Raw genomic sequence first — 26,610 nt, forward strand, 5'->3', positions numbered from 1 at the left:
CCCCCCCCCCCCCCCCCCCCCCCCCCCCCCCCCCCCCCCCCCCCCCCCCCCCCCCCCCCCCCCCCCCCCCCCCCCCCCCCCCCCCCCCCCCCCACTACCCGCTATACCTTGCGCTGAGCGGCGTAGCCGTTACTTACCCCGATCTCTCCCATGTGCTCTTCTGGGATGTCACGCAGGCAATGAGCGCCTCCCGTCGCCACTCGTTTTGGCGATGGGAGGCGTTCGCGCGTTACCAGCTACTCCAGATGCAGAGATCGTTGTCGACGGAGGGACCAATGATCGACTGGCCCGCTGAAATGCAACGGATGACCGCCGCCAGGGAACTGGTCCGGGAGGCCGACGCCGACAGCCTGTGGCGTCACGAAGAGCCCAGGCCGCCGGCGAGTCCGGAGCGGTTGCGGGAGGTTGCCGATCGACTGGGCCACGGTCTGGACAGCGAGTACGCCTCGTTCCTGCTCCAGGCGGACGGCTGGCCCTCGCTCATGCAGGACGTGGACCTGTTCGGCGCCGAGGAGCTGCTGGGCGCGCGCATGGACATGGCGCGGGAGCTGCTGAAGACCCTCGAACCCGAGGGGCTGCAGCGCTCTCGACTCGACCGGGACGCTCTCCTGCCGATCGCGGCCTCCACGACCACCATCGACTTCTTTGTGATGCCGGTGACAGAGGGAAGCGGCCCGGTTCCTGTGATCTGGATCGCCGGTGCGGAGGTGGAACGGTATTCCTCGTTCCTTGAGTTCTTCCGGGCGATGATCAACGAAAACCTGAGCGAAGCGAATGATCTTCGCACGCAGGGATAGTTCGTATGCAATCTTTATGGCCCCGTGCGCTTCCTGTGATCAGCCGTCCTGGATGATCTCGTACGTCGTCCCTACGCACGCCGATCCGAAAGCACCACAGGCCCATGCCCCCCATGCTCCAGTACTTGTCCATCGCCGTGGGGATTCCTGTCCTCATCTGGGCCCTGTGGAACACGACCAGGCTGGCCCGGGCCAACCGGAGGGGCACGACCGGGATCGACGTCGCCGCGTACGGGCTCCTGCCGCGTGAGGAGCTGGATCCGACGCGGGGCGGGCCGCCCGTGCCGGAGGTGGCCGAAGCAGTGCGGGCGGCCCAGGAGGGTGACTGGCGCCCGGGCGCGGCCCTGCTCGCCGCAGCCGGCCAGGACTGGGACCTGCGGTGGCACCGGCTCTCCGCGCTCGCCTCCGCCGCCTCCCAGGACGAGCGGTGGCTGAGCGACTGGCGGGCCGAGCGGCCCGACGACCCCGACGCGGCGGCCGTTCACGCACATGCTCTGCTCTTTCGCGCCTGGGACGCCCGCGGCGAGGCGTGGGCCAAGCACACCCCTGCCGAACGGATGGCCCGGTTCCAGCAGTTGCTGCCGGCGTCCCTGTACGCCGCCCAGGAGGCCGCCGCGCTGGCGCCGCGCGACCCGTCCCCCTGGGTCACGATGGTCGCCGCGGCCCGCGGACTCGCCCTGCCGCACGAGGAGTTCCGCCGCCTGTGGAGCGAGCTGACCGCCCGCGCCCCGCACCACTTCGTCGGGCACCTCGAAGCCCTTCAGTACTGGTGCGCCAAGTGGTGCGGCTCGGACCGGCTGGCCCACCGCTTCGCGAAGGAGGCCGCTGCCTCCGCCCCTGCACACTCGCTCTTGGCAGTGCTGCCGCTGGAGGCCTCGTTCGAGCAGTCGCTTCGAGGCCCCGGCCCGGCGCCGCTGGCGGGTCGGAACCCGAAGTCCGAGATCAGTGCCCTTCTGAACGCGGTCGCCGCCACACCCGCCGACGACCCACGGCTGCCGCTGGTCCGGCATACTCTCGCCGCTGCCCTGACCCTGGCCGGGCGGGGCCGGGAGGCCCTGGAACAGTTCCGGCTGCTGGAGCCGTGGGTGGGCGCGCAGCCATGGACGTACCATGCGGATCCCGTCGCCGCCTTCGACCGCGCCCGCGCCATCGCCGTCCTCCGCTCTGGTAAGCGGTCCGCGACCGCGGCCCGCGGCGCGTAGCGGCTCTCGTCAGCGAAGTCGAGAGCATGATCGGTCAGTAGAGTCACCTGCATGGCAGCACCAGTGCTTCAAGCGATCGAGGCGGACGGGACGACCTGGGACGACCCGTCCGAGGAACAGCTACACGACCTGCTGGCCGACATGAGTCTTACGTGGCGGTTTGTCGTCGTGAGGCGGCTCGATTTGGAACCCGCCGACCAGCACTACATGCAGGTGTATCTCAACGACGACCTGAGCTATCAGGTGGAGTACCGCGAGGGAGGGCCGGACAGGCACTTCCAGGCATGGGTACCCCGCGAACACGAGGTCTTCGCGGTAGAACCTGTGGCTGAGGTGCTTCAGGACTGGGCCTTCGGGCGACCCGGTTGGCGTGAGGCTCTCTCCTGGGTCCCCTGGTCACCCGCAGAGCGATGCGCCCGCCACCACCCCCTCACAGCCACTCGCTGATGGCTGCGACCAGAGCGGTTGCTTCGTAGCGGACGGCGAGTTTGTCGTACGTCCTGGCCACCGCGCGGTGGCGCTTGAGACGATTGATGCCGCACTCGACTGCGTGGCGGGCCTTTCTGAAATCTCCGTCGACGTCTATGGGCTGATGATGTCTGTCATGGAGAAGGCGGTCGAGAAGATCAAGGTCTGGTTCCGGTTCGTCCCTCGTGAGGGGTGGTTCCCGCAGGACACCGAGGGCCTGTGGGCGACGAAGCTCGGTGATGGCACGGCCAGGGTGCAGAATGCCCCCTTCCTTCAGGACGGGGTGGCCGAGGGGGACGTAGTGCGGTACCAGACCGACTCCGGCGGACTCCACTGGGCTGTCGGACGGGTCAGTTCCTCCGGGAACTGCACGATTCGTGTGGTGCCCGTACCGACCGGCCCGCTGGGACGCAGTCCGCAGGCGGTGCATCAGCGTCTTTCGGCGTTCGGGCTCGGAGGCGAGGTCTTCAGTGAGGACTTCCCCATGGTGGCCTTCACCGCACCGGCGGGCGCGGACTTCGCCGGGATCAAGGCCCTTCTGACCCGAGGGCGAGAGGAAGGCTGGTGGCACTACGAGGTCGGTTGCGGCACTGACGAGTGGTGGAACGCCTGAGGTGGTCTCTTAGGCGCCGTTGCCAGTTCGCACCGCACGTCCTTGCGCCCCGGTTGCCGAATCTGGACAGTGGCTGCCAGCCCCACAGGTCGGAACAAGCCTGTAGGACAAGCAGTCCCCGCCTGTCCTCCGCATCAGCCGGCTCGGTGAACTCCCCAGGAAAGTCCGTTCCGGGTCCGAGTCCCATGCGCCGACCCGCAGGGTCTCGTTGGGCAAGCGCACCCTCAGAAGCTGTGCGGTGACCTCTTTCCCCAGGTGAAGCTGTAAAGAGGCTCGCCCGTTCGTGGCGTTAACATCGCCGAATGGAACGATCTGGGTGCCCGTGCATCCTCTGCACGCAGTCGTCGCACGAGGCTTCGTGGGACCAGCGGGACCGGGCGATAGCCTCCAGTACGAGGAGCCACGGCTGGCATGTCATGGGGGTGGCCGCTGACGACGAAGTACCAGCTGGCTGGGCGTATTCCATCGGTCTGTGGCACACGCTGCGCAGCCCGGAGATATGCGTTTTCGGGTTGGCTGTCGACACCATGATGTCCCTGATCAACGCGGCGGGCGAGTCCGTGCGCAACGGGCCTCCTCTCATGCCCGATCAGCGCAGGGACGACATTTTCGACAATTTCCCTGCCATCTTGCGGCCGGTGCACGAGAGCTGGTGCAAGGACTTCTTCGGCGCAGGGCTGGACTTCTACCAGGTCTCGCCCCTGCCCGTGGCCCAGCTGTTCTGGCCCGACGGAGAAGGCCGTTTCCCATGGGAGGACGGGGCGGCTGAATACTGCCGCGACAGCCAGCCTCTGCTGTGGATTCCCAAGTCAGAGAACCCTGGGCCCTGGGGAGCGATCTGACTCCTGGTCGCGCAGAGGAGCCGGGTTCGTCGGTCTGCTGGTCGCGGTCCTGGCGCCGGTCGCGTCGTAGCGGCCGTCGTACCGAGGCGCTTCGTGCACGATGCGGGCGAGGCGCAACGCGCCCGACATCAAACGCACGATCGCACACGCCGATGCCCATCTGCGCTGGACCTTCATCACCCTCATGACCCGACGCATTGCCCGCCAGACCGCCAAGAGTGCCAGCTGAGCCTTCCAGATTCCGTTCGGCAGCACGCCCCTGGGACGCTTACCCGAACGCCAAGCCAACCGTCCACAGCCCAGCAACATGCCGACCTGCGACGGAAGTTCTCGCACAGCTTGTGAGGATGTGAGGATTCGATGACTCTATGGGACGCGGAAGTTGCCCCCATCGGGGATGACCTGTTGGAGTGCCCAGCCGACTCGCTGCGGACTCTCGGCCTGCGGGTCATCGAGGAGACGGCGGCGGTCTACGGACAGCCCCTGGAGGAACTGTTCGACGAGGCGACGGTCACTCTGTTCCGGGATGCCGTCGAGGAGTTCCGCACCCTCGCGGGGCCTGCTGCGGGGGTCTCAGACAGGTGGGATCGGCTGTTCGCGGACGCCTATGACTGGCAGGATCGCACGTCCCCGTTCGCGGCGGCCTCGCTGTGCCAGGGGCTGGTGCAGTACGCCGAATTCCTGCTTGGGGAGGGCACGTCCGACGACATCCTGGAAGTCCTCTCCTCGTGCTACGAGTCGGTACTGTCCCTCGCTGCGCTCGGCCGGACGGTCACCGTCGATGCAGAGCGGGAAAATCCCCGCTGCCGCCGGGCGGTCGCTCTCCAGTTGGCGCTGATCGAGGAGATCGTGGGTCAAGGCCAGGGAGAATCCATACAGGCCCGAACCGGTCAATCCGACTGATCGTCGGGGTCGCCCCATCGTGCCCAGAGGGTTTGATGCCAGACGCCGGCATCCGGACCGGGTTTTGACAGGGCTGGTACCGGTCCGGGGCCCGTCTCGATGAGGTGGACAAGGGTCCAGGCGACGCCGTAGCAGTCGTCGGGGCCGAAGCAGGACGCCAACGCCGTTGCTTCCTCCACCGTAACCGGCCGGGGGATGGCCAGCAGTTGCTGGTCACGCCGGTTGATCTCCTCTTCGCTGCCGTTCCAGTCAATGGCCATCGACCGGACGCGAGGCTGGTGGGAGGAGTACCGGGGGCTACTGCCCACGTCGTTCCTTGACCTGTCGGAGCTGGATCACCACAGCTCGTTCCGGCGTGAGGTGGCCATCCTCTTTGTGCCGGGCCTGCTGCAGACGGAGGGCTATGCGCACGCCGTCTTCTCCTCCAGGATCCCCGAACTAACCCAGGACGAGCTTGAGTTGCGGATCGGGCACCGGATGGCCCGCAGCGCGCTCGTCGAGGGTCCCTCGTCCATCCCCTACGACGTGGTGATCCATGAGGCCGCGCTCCGCATTCAGGTCGGCGACCGCGCCACCTCACGGGCTCAACTCGCCCGGCTCCTTGAGCTTTCCGAAGCGGCCCACATCACGGTGCGTGTCATCCCCTTCGACCTGCAGGGCTTCGCCAGAGCCTCGGCGACCATGCTGTACATGGATGGCCCCGTGGCCAAGCTGGACACAGTCGTACGCGACGCGCCCCATGGCTCAATCTTCATCGACTCCGAGGCACAGCTCAGCGCCTATCGAACGCGCTTCCGTAAGGTGGAAGAAGTGTCACTCGCACCCGACCGTTCGCGTGACTTCATCCACAGGCTGGCCAAAGAACTGTGAGGCGCCCCGTGACCCCCGACAACTGGCGGAAGTCGTCCTACTCCGGCGAGGGTGACGGCAACAACTGCGTGGAGATCGCCAACCGCTCCGCTCGCATAGCCATCCGCGACTCCAAGACCCCCGCCCGAGCCACCCTCACCTTCCCGGCCGAAGCCTTCGCCCCCTTCATCGACGCCCTCAAAGAAGCGCCCGACGGACTGGCGTGACCCTCACCAGGTCACCGGCACGGCGCCGCCGCCCTACCGGCCGTACGGATACCCGTACGAAGGACCCGGCTGCGGCACCGGCACGGCCCCGTACTGCACCCGCGGCGTCTTCTTGTCGAACTCCGCGAACAGCAGGAGAAGCGTCGCCACCGACATCGTGATGATGGCGATCAGGCCGAGCAGCACCCTGTTGTGCCCGTCGGGCAGGATCGTCGACCAGATCATGGTCACCACCTCGTAAAGCACGAACGACGCGAAGGCGCCCCAGTCCGAGCCCCGGTTGCGGCGGATCGCCACGAACAGGAAGGGCAGCCAGACCAGGAAGCCCAGGGACCCCCAGACCAGGACCGCCCACGCGAACCGCTGGCCCCAGCCCGCCTCAAGACGCTTTTCCATGTCGCCCCTTGCCCCCTCCGCGCTCCCCGCCGGTGTGGCAGACAAGTGGGAGCGCGGAAGAAGCCTAGGGCAGTTGCCCCTTGCCGGACTCGGCGGGCCTTACGCCGACGGGTTCGCCTTGGCCGTCTTCGCCTGCAGCGACTTCACGACCTGTGCCGTCACCTTCTGCGCGGTGGCCGCACCGTTGTCCGTGCCGGCCGTGGAGATCACGGTGATCACGGCGGTGCCCACCCGCGCGGCCATCAGGGTGGTGCCGTTGTCCCAGGCGCCACTGGTGAGCGTCATCGTGTAGGCCTCGTCACCGAGCCCGGCGGTCTTCTTGCCGGTGACCTTCACCTTGGCGTGGGCATCGGTGTCCGTGAACGCCGCGCACTCAGTGGCGACGGTCCGCACGTCCTGCATCACCGACTTCGCGGTCGTGCCCTGGAAGACGTCGATCTCCTGTGCGATCTCCTGCGTCTGGTCCTTGTTCATGTAGTCGTCCTGCGCGAACGACACACCCCCCTTGCGGCCGGTGACGCCGATCCAGGCCGTGGCCTCCAGCTTGGTGCAGTCGGGCTTCGCCGAGCTCTTGGCGGGCGGGGCGATGAACTCGTCGCCACTGTCCGCCGCGCCTTCGGCGACGGGCTTGAACCCGTCCGGGAAGTAGGACGCCCGCGCCAGCGCATGCTTCAGCTGAGTGCCCGTCAGCAGACCGGCGTTGGGGTCCTTGCTCTTGCTCGGCTTGGCGGACGCGGACTCGCCGGCGGAGGAGCCGGAAGAGCCGGAGGAGCAGGCGGCCAGAGTGAGGGCCAGGGGCAGTGCCACGACGGCGAACGCCGTGCGGGCACGGGAGGGGAGACGCATCGAGATCCTCGCGGGAAGCGGAGAGAGTAAAGAGCGCGTGAGGGGCGTAGTGAATGTAGAGAGGCCCAGGTCGCGAAGCGGTCTCAGGTCGCCCAAGGGGAAGTCAAGCAACTGACGTGATTCACGTTTTTATTATGGCAAAAGTGACTCTTGTGACGATCGCGGAGGTCGGTTCACGGTCGCGGTGACGGCATCAGTTACGGTGCGATCCGCTCCGGCGCGCCCTGCGCCGTGTGCCGTGATCATTGGATGGGGTGGGGGATGGCCGAGCACCGGCAGTCCAAGAAGCGTCGTTACATCGCCTGGGCCGTGGCCGGGGCCGCCGTCGTCGGCGGGGGCGGGATCGCCGCGCAGCAGTCCATGGCGGCCACCACCTGGCCCGCCCAGAAGACCTTCACCGGCCGCGCCTTCGACACCTGCACCGCGCCCTCCCAGTCCGCGATGAAGGCCTGGCACACCGGCTTCTACGGCGCCGCCGCCGTCTACGTGGGCGGCAAGAACCGCGGCTGCAACCAGCCCAACCTCACCTCCACCTGGGTCAAGAACGTCACCGCCATGGGCTGGAAGCTCATCCCGATCTACGTCGGCGCCCAGCCGCCCTGCCAGTCCGGCTCCAACCCGGAGAAGCTGACGGCCTCCACCGCCGCCTCCCTCGGCGCGCAGGACGCCGCCGACGCCGTCGCCAAGGCCTCCGCGCTCGGGATGAAGGCGGGCAGCCCGATCTACCTCGACATGGAGGCGTACGACAGCACGAACAAGGCGTGCAACGACGCCGTGCTGACCTACGTGCGCGCCTTCGACAAGGGCCTGCACGCCAAGACGTACCGCACGGGCTACTACGGCTTCACCAGCTCCAGCGCCAAGGCCGTCGCCACCGCCTCCGACAAGACGGACCTGCCGGGCAACCTCTGGTACGCGCTGTGGGACAAGCAGAACACCACCACCGCGGACTGGCCGTGGGGCCCCACCCAGTTCACCGGCCACAGCCGGGCCCACCAGTACATGGTCAACAGCAAGGAGACGCGCGGCGGCTACACGATCACGGTCGACCGTGACGCGTGGGACGCGCCGGTGGCGATCACCGGCTGACCGGAGCGCACGAGCCGTACCCCCGCGTGGGGCAGTGCGGCGGTACCGAAAGCGCGCGCGAATCGTTGGTCGAATGGGTTGGCCGGAGCCTGCCCACTGCCTACCATCGATCACCGCAAGACTTTGTGCACCGTCGCACAATCTCCCTTGGAGGTTCCCTTGCACCGCCGCCGTCGCACCGCGCTCGTCCTCTCCGCCGCGATCGCCGCCGCGGCACCCCTCCTCACCGCCTGCGGAAGCGATGCGCACGCCGGTGCCGCGGCCGTCGTGGGCGGGCAGCGGATCACCGTCTCGCAGCTGGAGAAGCGGGTCGACGAGGTACGCAGGGCACAGCGGGCCGCGGTGCCGGACGAGACCCAGTACCAGCAGGTCCTCGCCTCCACCAGCAGCCTCACCCGCGACACCCTGCACAACATGGTCCTCGACCGGGTGCTGCACCGCGCCGCGCAGGACCAGGACATCTCGGTGACCCGCAAGGAGATCCTGGGGATGCGCACCGGCCTGGAGCAGCAGGCGGGCGGCGCCAAGGGGCTGGAGACGGCCTGGCTGCAGAAGTACGGCATCGCGCCCGAGCGCCTGGACGAGAACCTCCGCCTCCAGATCGAGGCCCAGAAGCTCGCCGCGAAGCTCGGCACCGACACCTCCCAGCCAGCCTTCTGGAAGGCCCTGTCCCAGGCCTCCGGGGAACTCCACGTCGACCTCAACCCGCGCTACGGCTCCTGGGACGTACAGAAGAGCAGCCGCGTGGACGCGAAGACGCCGTGGGTGCGCGAGGTCACGGCGGCGCAGCAGACGGCATAAGCAGGAGGCACGGCACGGCGGGTGCCCGTCGGTGGGCCTGTGTGTCCCTCGTGCGAGTGAACGGGGTTAGTTCTCCTGATCATGCGGGCGTTCGGTAGGCATGGTCGATAGCAGCGGCGGAGTTCGGCGAGATCAGGGGGAGGGGGCTGGCTGGTGGCACACAAGCGCAGAAGGAAGTGTGAGGTGCGTGTGCTGGCCGCCCCGTTCACCGTCACCGCGCCGTCGGGGGCGCGGATTAGGGACCGGCTGCGTCTGGATTCGGCCGATGACGAGGTGCTGCGCCTGGTGGGCGAGCACCTCGGCCGCCACCAGCGGGCCGACCTCGCCGTACGTGTCCGTATCGGGCACGTACGGGCGCAGGACGCCCGGCGGGCCGAGCGCAAGAAGAAGCTGACGGCGGTGTCCTCCTCCCGCTGGGCCGGGGCGATGACCAGGGCGAGCGAGGACCAGTACCAGCTGTCGATGCGGTGTCTGTACGACGAGCGGGCCGGGCTGTCCCGCGTCATCCGCACGATCGAGAAGCGTCTTGCGGTGCCGTGCGGGCAGCGCGAAGGCAAGGTGCGTGGCTATGCCGATCGGGCGGAACGTTGCGAGAAGCAGCGTCGCCTGCAGGTTCTCAAGGCCCGCCGGATGGTGGTGGAACGGCGTATTGAGCAGGGTCGTCCGTCGATCGTTGACGGTGGCAGGCAGCTTGCGCGGCTGCGGCACAACCTGGCTGATGCCCGGCTCGGTGAGGCCGAGTGGCGCCGGCGGTGGGAGGCCGCCAGGCTGTTCCTGACCGCGGACGGCGAGTCCGGTGCACCGCACGGCAACTACACGATCACCGTCGACCCGGCCGACGGCTCCGTGACCCTGGCCCTGCCCCAGCCGTTGCGACACCTGGCGAACGCGCCGCGCGGCCGCTACCGGCTGAGCTGCGCTGTCGCCTTTCACCATCGCCGCGCGGAGTGGCTGGACCGGGTGACGGTGCACCGGGCCGTGCGCTACGACGTCGTCTTCGATCCGGTCCGGGAGCGCTGGTATCTGGACGCGTCTTGGGCGGCCGAGACCGCGATGTTGCCGTCGCCGGAGGAGATCCGGGCGTGGGGCGAGAGGCTCCTTGCGGTGGACCTCAACGCCGATCATCTGGCCGTCTGCGTCCTCGACCCGCATGGCAACCCGGTCGGCGAACCTGTCACCGTGCCGCTGGTACTGACCGGTTCGTCGACCACGCGGGACGGGCGACTGCGCGCCGCGATCAGCCACCTGATCGCCCTGGCCAAGGAGCACGGTTGTGTCGGCATTGCTATTGAGAACCTGGGCTTCAAAGACACTCGCACCACCGGACGGGAGACCATGGGCCGCGGTAGGCGCGGCAAGACGTTTCGCCGCACCGTGGCTGGCATCCCCACCGCCCGCTTCCGGGAGCGGCTGCGCGCCATGGCCCACCACCAGGGTCTGGTCGTTGTTGCGGTCGATCCGGCCTACACCAGCCGCTGGGGCGGGCAGCACTGGCAGAAGCCGCTCGAAAATCAATCGAAGACCATAGTTACCCGGCACCACGGTGCCGCGGTGGCCATCGGACGACGCGCTCTCGGGCACGGGGTCCGGCGTCGGCCAGGTGTGACCGCCCATCACCGGAGGATGGTGGAGCGGAGAGCTACCGGCCAGGCCGTGCCCCTCCCGAGAGGGTGTGGGACCGCGAGCCCACCCAGGACAGCGGGCACGACCAAGCAGGGCGGCAAGACCCGACTGTGCCGAGGTGACCAGCTCGCGCTGTTTCCCGACCTCGAAGACCGTTCGCGAGGTCACCGGACTATTGATCCGGATAACAGCGAGTTGGCCAACATCGACCAACGACGCTAGGAACGGTTACGTTCGGTTCGTGAACGCAACCAGCCCCGAGGCCGCCCCCGGCCGCATCGTCCTGCTCACCACCAGCCACCGTGTCGCGCCCGGCCTGCTGTCCTGGCCCGCCTGGCAGGCGCTGCGCGCCGCCGACGCGGTGCTGTGCGCGGACGGAGCGCATCCGCAGCTGCCCTATCTGCGGGAGGCCGGGATATCCGTGGCGGAGGCGTCTCCCTCCGCCCAGGAGCTGGTCGACGCCTGCGCCGGCGGCCGGACGGTGGTGGTCGTGGCCACGGGCGAGGGAGAGCCCGCCCTCACCGACGGCCTGGCCCGCCTGGCCGGCTCCGGCAGGGTGCGGATGCCGGAGCTGGAGCTGCTGCCCGCCTCCTACGACCTGCCCGGCGCCCGCCTCCTCGACCTCGTCCAGGTCATGGACCGCATCCGCGCCGAATGCCCCTGGTCGTCCCGGCAGACCCACACGGGCCTGGCCAAGTACGGCATCGAGGAGGCGTACGAACTCGTCGAGGCGATCGAGGCCGGCGACCGCGAGGAGCTGCGGGAGGAGCTGGGCGACGTCCTGCTCCAGGTCGTCTTCCACTCCCGCATCGCCGAGGAGGACCCGGACGCGCCGTTCTCCATCGACGACGTGGCCGGCGGCATCGTCGCCAAGCTGATCCACCGCCACCCGCACGTCTTCGGCGACGAGAAGGCCGAGACGCCCGAGGACGTCAAGGAGCACTGGCTGCGCACCAAGGCCGAGGAGAAGCGGCGCACCTCGGTCACGGAGGGCGTCCCCCTCGGCCAGCCCGGCCTCGCCCTCGCCGCCAAGCTCGCCTCCCGCGCCCGCACGGCGGGGCTCGAGGTGCCGCTGCCGCAGGGGGACGGCATCGGCTACGAGCTGCTGGCGCTGGCGGTGCGGGCCGAGGCGGACGGCGTCGACCCGGAGGCGGCACTGCGGGCGGCGGCGCGGGTGTACCGGGATGCCATCAGGGCGGTGGAGGGCTGACCGGCTCAGGGCCCGCCGGGCACGGGAAGGAGTGAGGGGAGGAGGATCATACGGGGCGTCAGGAGGCCCTCGTATCAGTACCGTTGGGCGGGAACCGGTGGAAAGCGTGGACTGGGGGGCCGGATGGTGACTGGGCTCGAGATCGTCGCGTCCGAGGCGCTCGTGCGGGCGGCGGCCTCGGCGGGCTGGGAACAGACGCAGAGCCGGGTCGCCGCGTGGTTCCGGCGTCGTGGATGGGACGGTGACGCCGAGGATCTCGCCCGTCTCGCCACCTCGCCCGGGCCGCACACCGACGCAGGCAGCCCCCAGGAGCACTGGCGCGCCCGGCTCCGTGAGGTGCTCGCGGACGCGCCGGACGCGGCGGCCGAGGAACTCAGGGACATCCTGGGGGAGTTCCTCCCGCCCCCGGGCGACACGGTCGACTTCCGGCGGAGCACTTTCCACGGGCCGGTCGCCGGAGTGCAGCACCATCACTACGGTGCGGGTGTCGCCCTCCCCGACCCCGGCACCTGGCCCACCGTCCGTACCGCCGACCGCATCGCCCTGGGCGTGCACCGGACCCGGCGCTTCGGCGAGGAGAGCGAGCTTCCACCGTATGTCGGGCGGGACGCGGACGACCGGCTGATCCGGGCGATACATGGGGGCGGGCTGGTCGTGGTGACCGGCGGGCCGCTCTCCGGCAAGAGCCGTACGGCCTGGGCCGCCGTGGCCGCCGCACTGTCCCCGGACACGCGGCTGCACGCCCCCGCACGGGGTGCCGACCTGCACATGCTGCCGGGCGTGCTGCGCGAGCACCCGGGCCCGTACGTCCTGTGGCTCGACGAACTGGACTCACACATGGGTGAAGGAGGCCTGGACACCGGCCTGTTGGCCCAGTTCGCGGGTCTCGGGGTGCCGATCGTCGCGACGATGAGCGACGACGCGTACGACACGCACCGTTTCGGCGGCGGCCCGGCCGCACGCGTGCTGAGCCGTGCCGAGACCGTCGAGCTGAGACGCGCCTGGAGCGGAGCGGAACTCGCCCGGCTGGCGGAGGCCGACGACCCCCGGCTGTGCGGTGCCCGGCAGGGACGCGGCAGCCTCACGGTGCCGGAGTATCTGGCGGTGGGACCGGAACTGTGGGACGAGTGGCGCCGCGCGGGGCGGCCCGGAGCGCACCCCCACGGACACCTCCTGGTCCGCGCAGCCGTCGACGCCAGGCGCTGCGGGTTGTGCGGCCCGTTGCCGGTGCGGGTGCTCGGGAGCATCGCCGAGGAGTACGGCCACGAGGTGCCGGAGAGCGAATGGGAGCCGCTCGACGAGGCGGTGGCCTGGGCGGCCAGGCGCCGGTACGGGGTGACGGGCCTGCTGGTGCCGGGCACGGAGGAGGGGACCTTCGAGGCGTACGGATCGCTGGTGGCGGACCTTCCGGCCTCCGGGGAACCGGCGGACGTACCGGCGACCGTGTGGTTCCAGGTGCTGGACGCCGCTGAGGACGAGAAAGCCGAGGCGGCCGTGGTCGAGACAGCGGTCAGGCTCCTGACTCCGCGGGCGGAGGCGGGAGTGGCCGAAGCCATGGTGGTGCTCGGCGGCATAGCGACCGGGAGCGAGAACCCCGCGGAGGCCATCGTCTGGTTCAGGAAGGCGCTGGAAGCCGGCATCGACGACGTGCAGCTGCTGAGCGACCTGAACATGGAGCTGGGGGACCTGCTCGTACAGACGGGCGAGATCGACGCCGCGCTGCCCCACCTGAAGGCCGCCGCCGAGCAGGGGGACGCCGGCGCCGCGTACCGGCTCAGCCTGGCCCTCCGCGACCGCGCCGACCACTGGCTCCGGCGGGCGGCAGCCGAAGGGCATCGGACCGCGATGGAGGAGTTGGGCTCCGATCCGGATACGGTCGAGAAGTGACCGACCAGCTCCACTCCGACGACTCCGCCCCCGACCTCTTCACCTGGGAGTTCGCCACCGACCCCTACCCCGCCTACGCCTGGCTCCGCGAGCACGCCCCCGTGCACCGGACGCGGCTGCCCAGCGGGGTCGAGGCCTGGCTGGTCACGCGGTACGGCGATGCCAAGCAGGCCCTCGCCGACCAGCGGCTGAGCAAGAACCCGGCGCATCACGACGAGCCCGCGCACGCCAAGGGCAAGACGGGCATCCCGGGCGAGCGCAAGGCCGAGCTGATGACGCACCTGCTGAACATCGACCCGCCGGACCACACCCGGCTGCGCCGGCTGGTCAGCAAGGCGTTCACGCCCCGCAGAGTCGCCGAGTTCGCGCCCCGGGTGCAGGAGCTGACCGACCACCTCATCGACGGGTTCGCGAAGACGGGCTCCGCCGACCTCATCCACGAGTTCGCCTTCCCGCTCCCCATCTACGCCATCTGCGACCTGCTCGGCGTCCCGCGCGAGGACCAGGACGACTTCCGCGACTGGGCGGGCATGATGATCCGGCACGGGGGAGGACCGAGGGGCGGGGTCGCCCGGTCCGTGAAGAAGATGCGCGGCTATCTCGCCGAGCTGATCCACCGCAAGCGGGAGGCGCTGCCCGCCGAGCCGACCCCGGGCGAGGACCTGATCTCCGGCCTCATCCGCGCCTCCGACCACGGCGAGCACCTCACCGAGAACGAGGCCGCCGCCATGGCCTTCATCCTGCTGTTCGCCGGCTTCGAGACCACCGTGAACCTGATCGGCAACGGCACCTACGCCCTGCTCACCCACCCCGAGCAGCGCCACCGGCTGCAGCGGTCCCTGGCCGCCGGGGAGCGGGACCTCCTGGAGACCGGCGTCGAGGAACTCCTGCGCTACGACGGACCGGTGGAGCTGGCCACCTGGCGGTTCGCCACCCGGCCGCTGACCATCGGCGGGCAGGACATCGCCGCCGGCGACCCGGTGCTCGTCGTCCTCGCCGCCGCCGACCGGGATCCGGAGCGGTTCGCCGATCCGGACGTGCTGGACCTGTCCCGCCGGGACAACCAGCACCTCGGGTACGGCCACGGCATCCACTACTGCCTGGGCGCCCCGCTGGCCCGCCTGGAGGGCCAGACCGCGCTCGCCACCCTGCTCACCCGCCTGCCCGATCTGCGGCTCGCCGTCGATCCGGCCGAGCTGCGCTGGCGCGGCGGGCTCATCATGCGGGGCCTGCGCACCCTGCCGGTGGAGTTCACACCGGCCGCCGGAAAGGCCGTAGACCGGTAGACGTGAAGGACGTTCAACTTCGTGATCTTCACGTGATCTGCGCGGCATTAACTTGTGACAAGTGATCGTCTGCCGATACGTTCACCCATCAGTGTGGCGAGGGGTACCAGTTCGCCGCGCCGGTTCTGCTGTCGCACGAAAGGCTTCTGCATGCTCTCCGGGAACGGTCGTCACCGTCGCCCCCGTCAGGCTCCGGCCCTCCTCGTCGCGGCCGGGGTGACCGGCTCGGCCATCGCCATCCCGCTCCTCGGCGCCGCGAGCGCCAACGCGGCCGACGGCACCACCTGGGACAAGGTGGCCGAGTGCGAGAGCGGCGGCTCCTGGAGCGCCGACACCGGCAACGGGTACTACGGCGGCCTCCAGATATCCCAGAACGACTGGGACAAGTACGGCGGCGGGCAGTACGCCTCCAGTGCCGACCAGGCCAGCCGCTCGCAGCAGATCGCCGTCGCCGAGAAGATCCTCGCCGACCAGGGCACCACCCCCTGGGCCACCTGCGCCCTGCTCTCCGGCCTGTCCTCGAACTCCGGCTCCGTGGACGTCGACACGGGCGTCGGGGGCTCGGGCTCGGCGGACTCCGGTGACTCCGACTCCTCCGGTTCCCAGGGCTCGTCCGGCTCTACCGGTACGCCTGACTCGTCCGACCTGCCGGATTCGTCGTCTTCGTCGCCGTCGTCCGACTCCTCCCCGGGTACGACCGCCAAGCCGTCCCCGAGCGAGAGCAAGGACAAGGGCTCCGGCTCCGGCTCCGGCGAGAGCAAGGACAAGGACAAGGGCAAGGGCGCTCCCAAGTCCGACACCTCCGCATCGCCCGGCTCCGGGAAGGAGCAGGGAAGCGAGGCCGCCGTCACGGAGCCCGCCACGGAGGAGTCGGACAATTCGCGGCAGACCGGCGGCTATTGGAGCCTGGTCGACACCGGCGCGCTCAGCAGTGGCGGACGTCACCGCGGTGGCAGTGCGGACGAAAGCACTGCAAACGGACAGAGTGCCACTCCGTCCGGCCGTCACGCCGCCCGTGGCGCGAGCACCTACACCGTCCGCGAGGGCGACACCCTCTGCTCCATCGCCGACTCCCTTGACATCGACGGCGGATGGCGCGCGCTCTACGCCGAGAACAAGAAGACCGTCGGCGCCGACCCGAATCACATTCACGCCGGTCAGGACCTGAAAGTCGGCGGCGAAGAGGGTGGCGAGTAGCGGGAGTTGACGCCCCACTTCATGCCTAATGTCCGTTTTGGCGAAAGTGTGGGATGAGTCTCAGAAGCCCTGATCGTCTTTGAAAATCCGGCGATCGCGTGTCTACGGTCAAGGCCGCTCGTCACCACGAGCCCCGGCAGTCGCAACGCCGAATCCTGCCAGCGGTTGCCCGGGAACAGTCGTCGCGTCATGCGCCGTAGGCAGGAGCGGGGGACCCAAGGTAGGTGCCGGAACCGGCAGTTGATGCCGCAACCGGCTTGGGGTGAAGCCGTGTCCCGAAAGGGGCGCGGCCGGGCAACTCAACCGGCCCGAACCCGACAGCTCACCTCGCAGGCGTCGGTGAGGGGATCGATCCATGCTGTTCTCCGGCAAGGGCAAGCACCGCCGTCCGTCCAAGGCCACTCGTGTCATCGCGCTGGCCGGTGTCACCGGCGCCGCCGTCGCCGCCCCGCTGATGGCGGCCGGCAACGCCTCCGCCGCCACCGCCTCCGAGTGGGACGCGGTCGCCCAGTGCGAGGCCGGCGGCAACTGGTCCATCAACACCGGCAACGGCTACTACGGCGGCCTGCAGTTCTCCGCCTCCACCTGGGCCGCGTACGGCGGCACCGCCTACGCCCCGCAGGCCAACCAGGCCACCAAGGCGCAGCAGATCGCCGTCGCCGAAAAGGTCCTCGCCGCCCAGGGCAAGGGCGCCTGGCCGGTGTGCGGCACGGGCCTGTCCAGCACCCCGTACAACGGCGCCGCCCCCTCCACCTCGTCGAAGACGACCGCGCCGAGCACCACCACCCGCTCCGACCAGCAGGCCGCCTCCCGCTCCGCCGAGCGCCCGGCCCCGAGCAAGACCGTCACCACCCCGACCGGCAAGAAGGTCAAGAAGGGCGACGGCGAGTACAAGGTCGTCAAGGGTGACACCCTCAGCACCATCGCCGAGAAGCACAAGGTCAAGGGTGGCTGGAAGAAGCTCTTCGAGCTGAACAAGGACATCGTCGAGGACGCGAACCTCATCTACCCGGGCCAGCAGCTGCACCTGAAGTGACATCAGGCTCCCGCCAGAACCACAGCGCCCTCACAAGGCCTGCCCCCAGACTGAAGGCCTCGTGAGGGTCACCCCCCGTCCCCACGGGCTCCCCGCCCCGGCGCGTGTTCCCCCGTACGCGCCGGGGCGGGGTTGTTCGTGTCCACGGCTCCGGTGCCCCCGCCTCTGTCTTCCCGTCCTGTTTCCCCACTCTTCGGCCGGGCCTCATCCGGGAGCCCCTTTGTTCCGCGCCTGAACAATGGGTACGGTCTCCCTGTCTCTCCCTGTCCACGGGACGGTCGGTCGGTGGCCGACGCCCCCGGGACGGTTAGGCTCTAGTCGCAAGGCACACCAGCCCCGCACAACCAGCGTCACATCCACGAAGGAGATGCTCGTGCCGTCCATCGACGTCGTCGTAGCCCGGGAAATCCTGGACTCCCGAGGCAACCCCACGGTCGAGGTCGAGGTCGGCCTCGACGACGGCAGCACGGGTCGTGCCGCCGTCCCGTCCGGCGCCTCCACCGGCGCCTTCGAGGCCATCGAGCTGCGCGACGGTGACCCGAACCGCTACCAGGGCAAGGGCGTCGAGAAGGCCGTCCTCGCCGTCATCGAGCAGATCGGCCCGGAGCTGGTCGGCTACGACGCCACCGAGCAGCGCCTGATCGACCAGGCCATGTTCGACCTGGACGCCACCGACAACAAGGGCTCCCTCGGCGCCAACGCCATCCTCGGCGTCTCGCTCGCCGTCGCCCACGCCGCCTCCGAGGCGTCCGACCTCCCGCTCTTCCGCTACCTGGGCGGCCCGAACGCGCACCTGCTGCCGGTGCCGATGATGAACATCCTGAACGGCGGCTCGCACGCCGACTCCAACGTGGACATCCAGGAGTTCATGATCGCCCCGATCGGCGCGGAGTCCTTCTCCGAGGCCCTGCGCTGGGGCACCGAGGTCTACCACACGCTGAAGAAGGTCCTGAAGAGCAAGGGCCTGTCCACCGGCCTCGGCGACGAGGGCGGCTTCGCCCCGAACCTCGGCTCCAACCGCGAGGCCCTCGACCTCATCCTCGAGGCCATCAAGGAGGCCGGCTACGCCCCCGGCCAGCAGATCGCCCTCGCGCTCGACGTGGCCGCCTCCGAGTTCTACAAGGACGGCAAGTACCTCTTCGAGGGCAAGGAGCGCTCCGCCGCCGAGATGACGGAGTACTACGAGGAGCTCGTCGCGGCCTACCCGCTCGTCTCCATCGAGGACCCGCTGTTCGAGGACGACTGGGCCGGCTGGAAGGTCATCACCGACCGCCTCGGCGACAAGGTCCAGCTGGTCGGCGACGACCTGTTCGTCACCAACCCCGAGCGCCTCGCCCGCGGCATCGAGGAGGGCACCGCCAACGCCCTGCTGGTCAAGGTCAACCAGATCGGCTCGCTGACCGAGACCCTGGACGCCGTCGAGCTGGCCCAGCGCAACGGCTTCAAGTGCATGATGTCCCACCGCTCCGGCGAGACCGAGGACGTCACCATCGCCGACCTGGCCGTCGCCACCAACTGCGGCCAGATCAAGACCGGCGCCCCGGCCCGCTCCGAGCGTGTCGCCAAGTACAACCAGCTGCTGCGCATCGAGGAGATCCTCGACGACGCCGCGGTGTACGCCGGCCGTAGCGCGTTCCCGCGCTTCAAGGGCTGAGCACGTTCCGCTCTGCGGACCAATAAGCGCAGCGGGTTAACGCATAGCCAGTCGTACGTACGTCCCCGTACCCGGTCCCGTACCGTGTGCGGGGACGTACGCACGTGAAGGGGAGGCGGGACATGGCCGTGAAGGACCGGGACCGGTTCTCCACCGCGACCAGGCTCAGGCTGCTCGGCGAGCAGACGGCGGCCCGCGTCTACCGCTCCCAGACCAGGCGGCAGGCCCGCCGCTCGCGGCTCACCGGCCGCGCCGCCCTGCTCGCGCTGGTGCTGTGCTCGATGATCGTCGCGCTCGCCTATCCGATGCGTCAGTACGTCACCCAGCGCGCCGAGATCGCCGACCAGCAGCGGCAGCAGGAGCGGGCCCGCAAGCGTGTGGAGCAGCTGCGCGACCTCAAGGCGCGCTGGCAGGACGACGCCTACGCCGAGCAGGAGATCCGGCGCCGGCTGCACTATGTGATGCCGGGGGAGACCGGGTACATCGTGGTCGACCCGGGCGCGGCCAAGCAGTCCCGAGCCGACCTCGGGGCCGCCCACCGGCCCTGGTACGCGAACGTCTGGGACGGGGTCGACAAGTCCGACGCCTTTGACCAGTGAACCGCGCCTCCGACCAGTGAACCGACAGAAAGACAGCTGAAGACAGTCATGGAAACGCCTCCGCCGCCCACTCCGCGTACCGAGCCGACCGACGCGGACGTAGAGGCCTTCAAGCAGCAGCTCGGGCGTCCGCCGCGCGGGCTGAGGGCGATCGCGCACCGGTGTCCGTGCGGGCAGCCGGACGTCGTGGAGACGGCCCCGCGGCTGCCGGACGGCACGCCCTTCCCGACGACGTACTACCTGACGTGCCCGCGCGCCGCCTCCGCGATCGGCACGCTGGAGGCGGACGGCGTCATGAAGGAGATGACCGAGCGGCTGCAGAGCGACCCCGAGCTGGCCGCCGCCTACCGGGCCGCGCACGAGGACTACATCCGGCGCCGGGACGAGATCGAGGTCCTGGAGGGCTTCCCGAGCGCGGGCGGCATGCCGGACCGGGTGAAGTGCCTGCACGTGCTGGTGGCCCACTCGCTGGCCGCGGGCCCGGGGGTGAACCCGCTCGGCGACGAGGCGATCGCCATGCTGCCGGAGTGGTGGCGCAAGGGGCCGTGCGTGCAGCCGCTCGTGGCGCCCGACCCGGCGGACGAGCACCCGGGGGAGGAGGGCGTGGTCTTCGACCTCGCCGAGACCCGCAGCGGTTTCTTCGCCTACAAGCCGCTGGTCCCCGAGGGCTTCTCCCGTGTCGCCGCCGTCGACTGCGGTACGAACTCCATCCGGCTGCTCGTCGCCGACGTCAATCCGACCACCGGCGACCTGCTGGAGCTGGACCGGCGCATGACGATCGTGCGGCTCGGCCAGGACGTGGACCGCACCGGCCGGCTGGCGCCCGAGGCGCTGGAGCGGACCTTCGCGGCGTGCCGTGAGTACGCGGACGTCATCCGTGAACTGGGCGCCACCAAGGTGCGGTTCGTCGCCACCTCCGCCTCCCGGGACGCGGAGAACCGGGACGAGTTCGTGCGCGGGGTCGTCGACATCCTCGGTGTCGAGCCCGAGGTCATCACCGGCGACCAGGAGGCCGAGTTCTCCTTCACCGGTGCCACCAACGAACTGAAGGGCCGTGAGGACCTCACCCGGCCCTACCTCGTCGTGGACATCGGCGGTGGCTCCACCGAGTTCGTCGTCGGCGACGACCACGTACGGGCCGCGCGGTCCGTGGACGTCGGCTGCGTGCGGATGACCGAACGGCACCTGGTGCACGAGGGCAAGGTGAGCGACCCGCCCACCGCGGAGCAGGTCGCCGCGATGCGGGCCGACATCGAGGCCGCCCTGGACCTCGCCGAGGAGACGGTCCCGCTGCGCGAGGCGCACACCCTGGTCGGCCTCGCCGGCTCGGTCACCACCGTGTCCGCGATCGCCCAGGAGCTGCCCGAGTACGACTCCGAGCGCATCCACCACTCCCGGATCTCCCAGGGCCGCGTCCGCCAGATCACCGAGTGGCTGCTGCGCTCCACGCACGCCGAGCGCGCCTCGATCCCGTCCATGCACCCGGGCCGGGTCGACGTCATCGGCGCGGGCGCCCTCGTCCTGCTCGCGATCATGGAGCGGACCGGTGCCGCGGAGGTCGTCGTCAGCGAGCACGACATCCTCGACGGCATCGCCTTCAAGGCGGCACAAGCGGCGGCGGAGGGCAACCGCCGCGCCTGACCTGCGCTGACGTGGAGCGGTCCCGACTCCTCGCGGGGAGGAGCCGGGACCGTCGCTTCAGCCCGTGGGGCTGTCCGTCAGCAGAGGAGGACGATGAGGCCGACGCATTCCAAATAGTCGTCGTCGCCGTAGCCGTACCCGTCGGCCGGACTCGACTTGGCGGCCGGCTTGGCGGCGTCGTGGGGGGCGGGCGTCGCGGCCACGGCGGATCCGGCCGTAGCCGCCCCCACCGCGAGAGCAATACCCAGGGCTGTGCTGGCCGCGCGTATTCGCGTGGTGGCCTTCTTGAAGGCCAACTGTGAAGTGTTCATGCAGGCACGCTATGCACCCTTGTGTCCAATATCGCGCGGTGTGTGGCCGACCGGGTGAGACGCGTGGCCGACCGGGTGAACAGCGCGCGGTCCGGCGGTCCGGGTCGTGGCTCAGGCCTCTTTTATTACCGATCAGTAGCCTGCGGCTGAGCAGTCCGGATACCGTATGAGCGCCCTCCTGGGGCGTCGATGCGCCGCCTGGCGACACCGCGTCGGGAAACTTCGTGAAGTTCTTCACAAGGAATTCCGCCTTGCGGAACCGCAAAGAGGGGCCGGTTGGCCCTTCCGGGGGCTTCCAGCCCGTTTGAACATGTTCAGATGGTGGGTGCGGGAGGGACCTGGACCGGGGTGCTCCGGCGGTGTTGCGAGGTGCTCACCGACCCCGTGGTCACCCAGAGAGGCAGCTCACGCGGCCTTGACAACGGGTCGGACCGCCCCGTGGTTCCCCCTCGCCGGCATGACCTGCGTCACGCGGGCCGCGGAGTTTAGCACAGGCCCTACCGAAGCTTGTGAAGGGGCGCACGAGCACCCCTCCTTGAGCGGGTGGATACTCGATGCCATGAGCACCACGGAGCGTCCCAGGATCCTCGTAGTAGGCGGTGGGTACGTAGGCCTGTACGCAGCTCGGCGCATTCTCAAGAAGATGCGCTACGGAGAGGCGACCGTCACGGTCGTCGACCCCCGGTCGTACATGACCTACCAGCCCTTCCTCCCCGAAGCCGCCGCCGGCAACATCTCCCCTCGCCACGTCGTCGTCCCGCTGCGACGCGTGCTGCCGAAGGCGGAGGTCCTCACCGGCCGGGTCACCACCATCGACCAGGACCGCAAGGTCGCCACGATCGCCCCGCTCGTGGGCGAGGCGTACGAGCTGCCCTTCGACTACCTCGTCATCGCGCTCGGCGCGGTCTCCCGCACCTTCCCGATCCCCGGCCTCGCCGAGCAGGGCATCGGCATGAAGGGCATCGAGGAGTCCATCGGCCTGCGCAACCACGTCCTCGAGCAGCTGGACAAGGCCGACTCCACGACCGACGACGAGATCCGCCGCAAGGCGCTCACCTTCGTCTTCATCGGCGGTGGCTTCGCGGGTGCGGAGACCATCGGCGAGGTCGAGGACATGGCCCGGGACGCGGCCAAGTACTACAAGAACGTGTCCCGCGAGGACATGCGCTTCATCCTCGTCGACGCCGCGGACAAGATCCTTCCCGAGGTCGGCCCCAAGCTCGGCCAGTACGGCAAGGAGCACCTGGAGAGCCGGGGCGTGGAGATCTACCTCTCCACCTCCATGGACTCCTGCGTCGGCGGCCACGTGGTGCTGAAGAACGGCCTCGAGGTCGACTCCAACACCATCGTCTGGACGGCCGGCGTCAAGCCGAACCCGGCACTCGCCCGCTTCGGCCTGCCCCTCGGCCCCCGCGGTCACGTCGACTGCGAGCCGACCCTCCAGGTCAAGGGCACGGACTACATCTGGGCCGCCGGCGACAACGCGCAGGTCCCGGACCTCGTCGGCCGCAAGGCGGGCAACGGGAACGCCTGGTGCCCGCCGAACGCCCAGCACGCGCTGCGCCAGGCCAAGGCCCTCGGCGACAACGTGATCTCCGGTATGCGGGGCTTCCCGCAGAAGGAGTACGAGCACGCCAACAAGGGTGCGGTGGCCGGTCTCGGCCTGCACAAGGGCGTGGCGATGATCGTCATGGGCAAGGTGAAGATCAAGCTCAAGGGCCGCCTCGCCTGGTACATGCACCGTGGCTACCACGGCATGGCGATGCCGACCTGGAACCGCAAGATCCGCGTCTTCGCCGACTGGACCCTGGGCATGTTCCTCAAGCGCGAGGTCGTCTCCCTGGGCGCCATGGAGAACCCCCGCGAGGAGTTCTACGAGGCCGCCAAGCCGGCGCCGGTCGCCGCCAAGACCGAGGAGAAGGCCAAGGCCTCCTGACCTCAGGTCACCCGGTCAGCCCGAAGGGGCCGCCTGCCATCCGTGGTGCGGGCGGCCCCTTCGCCGTACCCGGGGCGGTTCCGGAGCGGCCGATTTCCGCCCTCGGTCAGGTGATCTCGGCACGCGGCGCCGCGGCCTTCCGATCGCCGGTGGTACAGGACGCATGTGAACACCGCACCGCCGCCCGGCCCGCCGCCCGGTCCTCCGGCAGGCCCGCCGCCCGGCCCTCTGCACGGGATGCCGGACTCCGGCCCGCCTCCCCGAGGCCCCTGGTGGCGCAGGCCTCCCGCGCTCATCGGTGCCGCTGCCGCCGTGGTCGCGATCGGGGTCGCGGCGGTGCTCGTGAGCGTTCTCGGCGGCCGTGACCAGGGACAGGCGCCGATCAGCACCACGGCGCAGGCCCGGACTGTCGCCCAGCGCCTGGCCCTCGCCCCCGCGGACTGGGGCCCCGGCTATGTGCGCAGTGATCCGTACGAGACCGACGAGGTCACGGAGGCGGTCGCCGACGACGACTGCAACCTCGTGGCGGGGCCCCCGGTGGCCGCGCGGGCCGCGCTGTCGCGCAGCTCCCAGACGACGGATCGGTCCGTGGTCGGCACCTCGATGGTCGTCGTCCACCGGGACAGCGGAGCGGCCACGGCGGACATCGCCCGGTTCCGCGCGGGCGCACAGCGCTGCCGGACGGAGAACGACTCCGGCAGCAGACAGCGTTGGGAGGACATCCGCGCGGTCGACGTCCCGGCGTTGCACGGCTTCGACGAGGTGGCGGCCGAGGAGGGCCGCCAGGTCGTCGACGAGAGCGGCCGCACGGTGGACAACTACTACACGCAGCTCACCGGCCGCAAAGGGCAGGTCCTGATGCAGACGACCGTCGCCCGCTCGGGCGGCAAGGGGCGGAACCGGGACAACGCGGTGAACGCCCTCGCGCTGATGCTGAGCCGCCTGTGACAGGCCCGGGGCCCGATCCGCCTGGGCGGACCGGGCCCCGGGGGCGTTCCGCGCTCAGAGGGCCTGCTCGGTGCCGCTGCCCGGCAGCTGGATGCCGTTGAGGAGCTGCTGGTAGTCCGCGTCCACGGCCTGCCCGCTGTCCTCGTCGCCGATGGCCAGCATCTGGATCATGTGGTCGCCGATGTCGACGAAACGGGTGTGGCCGTTGGCGCCGTCACCGGAGGAGAGAGCCGATTCGACGGCGGGCTGACCGTCGGCCGTGGTGTCCTCCTTGAGATCCTTACTGGTGAGTATCTCGTCGTCGGACCGGGAGTCCTCGTTGTAGCCGTCCAGGAAGTTCTGAAGACAGCCCTTGAGGTCCTTCTCGCCCCCCTGCGGGGTGTCGTAGACCACGAAGCCGACGGTTCCGTAGTCGGTCGTCACCAAGTACATACGGGCCTCGTTGCCGCTCTCGGTGATCTTCTGCATCTGGGGCCGTCCGGGAAGCTCGGCCGTGATGCCGCTCTTGTCGTCGGTGGTCACCGCCCACTGCGCGGCGGCTTCGCTGCTGTGCGTCGAGCCCACGGTGGCGGTCTGCGGCGCCGTGGCGGCGAACGCGGTACCCGGCAGCAGCACACCTCCGGTGATCACCGTGGTCGAGGCGGCGAGCAGGGCAACGCGCTGGAACGTGGAGAAACGAGTCATGGGAGTTCACATTCAGGGAGTTGTGGGGGGAAGTCGAACGGAACGTTCTGCCTCCATTAGGGCCTCTCGCGCCGGACGGCACACGCCCCTGGATGTCGTGACTTGACGGGGCGCGGCCGGAGCGGGTAGCGCGGGAGTGTGACGGATCGGCCAACCTGTCGGCAGGAACGCGCGGAGGGGAATGACGTCGGCGTGCGCGGTCGTTTCCCCTGCCAGCCGGATGGAGACGATCCAGCGAGCCCATTCCTTTCACCGGAGGTGCGCCATGGCCGATGCCGCGTCGCGGCTGAGGAGTCTTGCCGAGCAGATGCTGGGAGTGCCGCTCCCGCTACGGGTACGGGCCTGGGACGGCTCGCAGGCGGGGCCGCCGGACGCGCCGGCCCTCGTCGTGCGCAACCGCCGCGCCCTGCGCCATCTGTTGTTCAAGCCGGGCGAACTGGGCCTCGCCCGCGCCTGGGTCGCGGGAGACCTGGACATCGAGGGCGACCTGTACACCACGCTTGACGCCATGGCCGGGCTGGTCTGGGAGCGCGGCGAGGACAGCCGGAGCCTCGTCCAGGCGCTGCGCGACCCCGAGGTGCGCGCCGCCGGGCGGGAGTTGCTGAAGCTCGTCGGGCCGCCGATCCCGCCCGCCCCGCCGCGCGAGGAGGTCCGCAAACGCCGCCATCTGCACACCCGGCACAGCGACAAGCGGGCCATCAGCCACCACTACGACGTCGGCAACGACTTCTACGAACTGGTCCTCGGCCCGTCAATGGTGTACTCGTGCGCCTACTGGGAGGAGGACGGCACCCTGGAGTCCGCCCAGCGCGACAAGCTCGAACTCGTCTGCGCCAAGCTCGGTCTGAGTGAAGGTCAGCGGCTGCTCGACGTCGGCTGCGGCTGGGGCTCGATGGCCATCCACGCGGCCCGCGAGCACGGCGTGAACGTCGTGGGGATCACCCTGTCCCAGGAGCAGGCCGCGTACGCCCGCAAGCGGGTCGCCGACGAGGGCCTGACCGACCGGGTGGAGATCAGGGTCCAGGACTACCGGGACGTCCTGGACGGCCCCTACGACGCCATCTCCTCCATCGGCATGGCCGAACACGTCGGCGCCGAACGGTACCTGGAGTACGCGCACAGCCTGTACGGCCTGCTGAAGCCCGGCGGACGGCTGCTCAACCACCAGATCGCCCGCCGCCCGCAGCGGGACGAATCGACGTACGAGGTGGACCCGTTCATCGACGCGTACGTCTTCCCGGACGGCGAACTCGCCCCCATCGGCACCACCGTGACCCAGCTGGAGCGCGCCGGCTTCGAGGTCCGGGACGTGGAGTCGATCCGCGAGCACTACGCCCGCACCCTGCGCCGGTGGGTCACGCGCCTGGAGGCCGACTGGGACCACGCGGTCCGCCTCACCAGCCCCGGCCGCGCCCGCGTCTGGCGCCTGTACATGGCCGCCTGCGCGCTCGCCTTCGAACGCAACCGCATCGGCGTCAACCAGGTCCTGGCGGTCCGCACCCCGGAGTCCGGCACGTCCGGTGTGCCGCTGCGGCCGCGCACCTGGCACGGCTGACACGGCTCAC

26 protein-coding genes, 3 pseudogenes and 1 riboswitch are annotated in these 26,610 nt (G+C 69.9%); of the genes and pseudogenes, 23 read left to right on the top strand and 6 right to left on the bottom strand.

Annotated features, from left to right (window positions below):
- Positions 1-275 precede the first annotated feature (275 nt).
- The 3 genes from ACZ5DS_RS41420 to ACZ5DS_RS41430 all read left to right on the top strand — a co-directional run bounded on the left by ACZ5DS_RS41420 (position 276) and on the right by ACZ5DS_RS41430 (position 2,446).
- Positions 276-797 carry an SMI1/KNR4 family protein gene (locus ACZ5DS_RS41420; RefSeq protein ID WP_468249393.1) on the top strand — a complete coding sequence of 174 codons (522 nt, stop codon included), beginning with the start codon at positions 276-278 and terminating at the stop codon, positions 795-797.
- Between the two features lie 104 nt (positions 798-901).
- The gene (locus ACZ5DS_RS41425) at positions 902-1,999 is read left to right on the top strand and encodes a hypothetical protein (RefSeq protein ID WP_468249396.1); all 1,098 of its coding nucleotides are present in this window, start codon (positions 902-904) and stop codon (positions 1,997-1,999) included.
- A 51-nt stretch (positions 2,000-2,050) separates the two neighbouring features.
- A complete protein-coding gene (locus ACZ5DS_RS41430) occupies positions 2,051-2,446 on the top strand; it encodes a hypothetical protein (protein ID WP_468249398.1) in 396 nt (131 codons plus the stop codon).
- Here the strand turns inward: ACZ5DS_RS41430 and ACZ5DS_RS41435 are convergent.
- Positions 2,430-2,570 (bottom strand): annotated as a pseudogene (locus tag ACZ5DS_RS41435) (IS5 family transposase); the annotation flags it as partial. The gene ACZ5DS_RS41430 and the pseudogene ACZ5DS_RS41435 overlap by 17 nt on opposite strands.
- Positions 2,571-2,591: 21 nt before the next feature.
- On the opposite strand from ACZ5DS_RS41435, the gene ACZ5DS_RS41440 reads away from it, so the two are divergent.
- The 3 genes from ACZ5DS_RS41440 (at position 2,592) to ACZ5DS_RS41450 (ending at position 4,825) form a co-directional block, all read left to right on the top strand.
- Positions 2,592-3,080 (top strand): DUF4265 domain-containing protein, encoded by a 489-nt coding sequence (locus ACZ5DS_RS41440; protein ID WP_468249549.1) that lies wholly within the window; start codon positions 2,592-2,594, stop codon positions 3,078-3,080.
- A gap of 302 nt (positions 3,081-3,382) precedes the next feature.
- Positions 3,383-3,922 carry a DUF4262 domain-containing protein gene (locus tag ACZ5DS_RS41445; protein ID WP_468249401.1) on the top strand — a complete coding sequence of 180 codons (540 nt, stop codon included), beginning with the start codon at positions 3,383-3,385 and terminating at the stop codon, positions 3,920-3,922.
- Positions 3,923-4,327: 405 nt separating this feature from the next.
- Positions 4,328-4,825 (top strand): hypothetical protein, encoded by a 498-nt coding sequence (locus tag ACZ5DS_RS41450; RefSeq protein WP_468249403.1) that lies wholly within the window; start codon positions 4,328-4,330, stop codon positions 4,823-4,825.
- On the opposite strand, the gene ACZ5DS_RS41455 is transcribed toward ACZ5DS_RS41450, so the two are convergent.
- Positions 4,813-5,085: a hypothetical protein gene (locus ACZ5DS_RS41455; RefSeq protein ID WP_468249405.1), complete on the bottom strand. Its 273-nt coding sequence runs from the start codon at positions 5,083-5,085 to the stop codon at positions 4,813-4,815. The two genes, ACZ5DS_RS41450 and ACZ5DS_RS41455, sit on opposite strands and share 13 nt — an antisense overlap.
- Between ACZ5DS_RS41455 and ACZ5DS_RS41460 the strand changes: the two are divergent.
- Positions 5,075-5,695 (top strand): annotated as a pseudogene (locus ACZ5DS_RS41460) (DUF5753 domain-containing protein); the annotation flags it as partial. The gene ACZ5DS_RS41455 and the pseudogene ACZ5DS_RS41460 sit on opposite strands and share 11 nt — an antisense overlap.
- An 8-nt stretch (positions 5,696-5,703) precedes the next feature.
- Positions 5,704-5,901, top strand: coding sequence for a DUF397 domain-containing protein (locus ACZ5DS_RS41465; protein WP_468249407.1), 198 nt, complete (start codon positions 5,704-5,706; stop codon positions 5,899-5,901).
- A 33-nt stretch (positions 5,902-5,934) separates the two neighbouring features.
- Here the strand turns inward: ACZ5DS_RS41465 and ACZ5DS_RS41470 are convergent, their stop codons facing one another.
- Both ACZ5DS_RS41470 and ACZ5DS_RS41475 read right to left on the bottom strand, forming a co-directional pair.
- Positions 5,935-6,297, bottom strand: a complete 363-nt coding sequence (locus ACZ5DS_RS41470; protein ID WP_468249409.1) for a hypothetical protein — start codon at positions 6,295-6,297, stop codon at positions 5,935-5,937.
- A 99-nt stretch (positions 6,298-6,396) separates the two neighbouring features.
- On the bottom strand, positions 6,397-7,143 hold the full coding sequence (locus tag ACZ5DS_RS41475) for a hypothetical protein (RefSeq protein ID WP_468249411.1): 747 nt from the start codon (positions 7,141-7,143) through the stop codon (positions 6,397-6,399).
- 261 nt (positions 7,144-7,404) lie between these two features.
- On the opposite strand from ACZ5DS_RS41475, the gene ACZ5DS_RS41480 reads away from it, so the two are divergent.
- From ACZ5DS_RS41480 to ACZ5DS_RS41535, 12 genes and pseudogenes are all read left to right on the top strand, one after another.
- Positions 7,405-8,232 carry a glycoside hydrolase domain-containing protein gene (locus ACZ5DS_RS41480; protein WP_468249413.1) on the top strand — a complete coding sequence of 276 codons (828 nt, stop codon included), beginning with the start codon at positions 7,405-7,407 and terminating at the stop codon, positions 8,230-8,232.
- 159 nt (positions 8,233-8,391) lie between these two features.
- On the top strand, positions 8,392-9,033 hold the full coding sequence (locus ACZ5DS_RS41485; RefSeq protein ID WP_468249415.1) for a SurA N-terminal domain-containing protein: 642 nt from the start codon (positions 8,392-8,394) through the stop codon (positions 9,031-9,033).
- 183 nt (positions 9,034-9,216) lie between these two features.
- On the top strand, positions 9,217-10,878 hold the full coding sequence (locus ACZ5DS_RS41490) for a nuclease/transposase family protein (RefSeq protein ID WP_468249418.1): 1,662 nt from the start codon (positions 9,217-9,219) through the stop codon (positions 10,876-10,878).
- Positions 10,879-10,897: 19 nt separating this feature from the next.
- The gene (locus ACZ5DS_RS41495) at positions 10,898-11,866 is read left to right on the top strand and encodes a nucleoside triphosphate pyrophosphohydrolase (RefSeq protein ID WP_468249420.1); all 969 of its coding nucleotides are present in this window, start codon (positions 10,898-10,900) and stop codon (positions 11,864-11,866) included.
- A 123-nt stretch (positions 11,867-11,989) separates the two neighbouring features.
- A complete protein-coding gene (locus tag ACZ5DS_RS41500; RefSeq protein WP_468249423.1) occupies positions 11,990-13,753 on the top strand; it encodes a tetratricopeptide repeat protein in 1,764 nt (587 codons plus the stop codon).
- The gene (locus ACZ5DS_RS41505) at positions 13,750-15,039 is read left to right on the top strand and encodes a cytochrome P450 family protein (protein ID WP_468249425.1); all 1,290 of its coding nucleotides are present in this window, start codon (positions 13,750-13,752) and stop codon (positions 15,037-15,039) included. The genes ACZ5DS_RS41500 and ACZ5DS_RS41505 overlap by 4 nt, the downstream gene beginning before the upstream one ends.
- Positions 15,040-15,189: 150 nt before the next feature.
- Positions 15,190-16,236, top strand: a complete 1,047-nt coding sequence (locus ACZ5DS_RS41510) for a transglycosylase family protein (RefSeq protein ID WP_468249428.1) — start codon at positions 15,190-15,192, stop codon at positions 16,234-16,236.
- A 182-nt stretch (positions 16,237-16,418) separates the two neighbouring features.
- Positions 16,419-16,587, top strand: a riboswitch (cyclic di-AMP (ydaO/yuaA leader).
- 4 nt (positions 16,588-16,591) lie between these two features.
- A complete protein-coding gene (locus tag ACZ5DS_RS41515) occupies positions 16,592-17,272 on the top strand; it encodes a transglycosylase family protein (protein WP_468249431.1) in 681 nt (226 codons plus the stop codon).
- A 367-nt stretch (positions 17,273-17,639) separates the two neighbouring features.
- Entirely contained in the window at positions 17,640-18,926 is a 1,287-nt protein-coding gene (gene eno / locus ACZ5DS_RS41520) for a phosphopyruvate hydratase (RefSeq protein WP_468249433.1), read from the top strand.
- Between the two features lie 122 nt (positions 18,927-19,048).
- Positions 19,049-19,525: an FtsB family cell division protein gene (locus ACZ5DS_RS41525; RefSeq protein ID WP_468249436.1), complete on the top strand. Its 477-nt coding sequence runs from the start codon at positions 19,049-19,051 to the stop codon at positions 19,523-19,525.
- 48 nt (positions 19,526-19,573) lie between these two features.
- Positions 19,574-19,975 (top strand): annotated as a pseudogene (locus ACZ5DS_RS41530) (DUF501 domain-containing protein); the annotation flags it as partial.
- A gap of 204 nt (positions 19,976-20,179) precedes the next feature.
- A complete protein-coding gene (locus tag ACZ5DS_RS41535) occupies positions 20,180-21,166 on the top strand; it encodes a Ppx/GppA phosphatase family protein (RefSeq protein ID WP_468249552.1) in 987 nt (328 codons plus the stop codon).
- 77 nt (positions 21,167-21,243) lie between these two features.
- Here the strand turns inward: ACZ5DS_RS41535 and ACZ5DS_RS41540 are convergent, their stop codons facing one another.
- On the bottom strand, positions 21,244-21,477 hold the full coding sequence (locus ACZ5DS_RS41540; RefSeq protein ID WP_468249438.1) for a hypothetical protein: 234 nt from the start codon (positions 21,475-21,477) through the stop codon (positions 21,244-21,246).
- A gap of 559 nt (positions 21,478-22,036) precedes the next feature.
- Here ACZ5DS_RS41540 and ACZ5DS_RS41545 point away from each other — a divergent pair.
- Together ACZ5DS_RS41545 and ACZ5DS_RS41550 are read left to right on the top strand one after the other, a co-directional pair.
- The gene (locus tag ACZ5DS_RS41545) at positions 22,037-23,413 is read left to right on the top strand and encodes an NAD(P)/FAD-dependent oxidoreductase (protein WP_468249441.1); all 1,377 of its coding nucleotides are present in this window, start codon (positions 22,037-22,039) and stop codon (positions 23,411-23,413) included.
- 237 nt (positions 23,414-23,650) lie between these two features.
- Complete coding sequence (locus ACZ5DS_RS41550; protein WP_468249443.1) at positions 23,651-24,361, top strand: hypothetical protein; 711 nt, start codon at positions 23,651-23,653, stop codon at positions 24,359-24,361.
- A 54-nt stretch (positions 24,362-24,415) separates the two neighbouring features.
- Here ACZ5DS_RS41550 and ACZ5DS_RS41555 read toward each other — a convergent pair whose 3' ends face one another.
- Complete coding sequence (locus ACZ5DS_RS41555) at positions 24,416-25,045, bottom strand: hypothetical protein (protein ID WP_468249446.1); 630 nt, start codon at positions 25,043-25,045, stop codon at positions 24,416-24,418.
- 265 nt (positions 25,046-25,310) lie between these two features.
- Between ACZ5DS_RS41555 and ACZ5DS_RS41560 the strand changes: the two genes are divergently transcribed.
- Positions 25,311-26,600, top strand: a complete 1,290-nt coding sequence (locus ACZ5DS_RS41560; RefSeq protein ID WP_468249448.1) for a class I SAM-dependent methyltransferase — start codon at positions 25,311-25,313, stop codon at positions 26,598-26,600.
- Positions 26,601-26,610 lie beyond the last annotated feature (10 nt).

Source organism: Streptomyces sp. NPDC031100, from assembly GCF_055570785.1.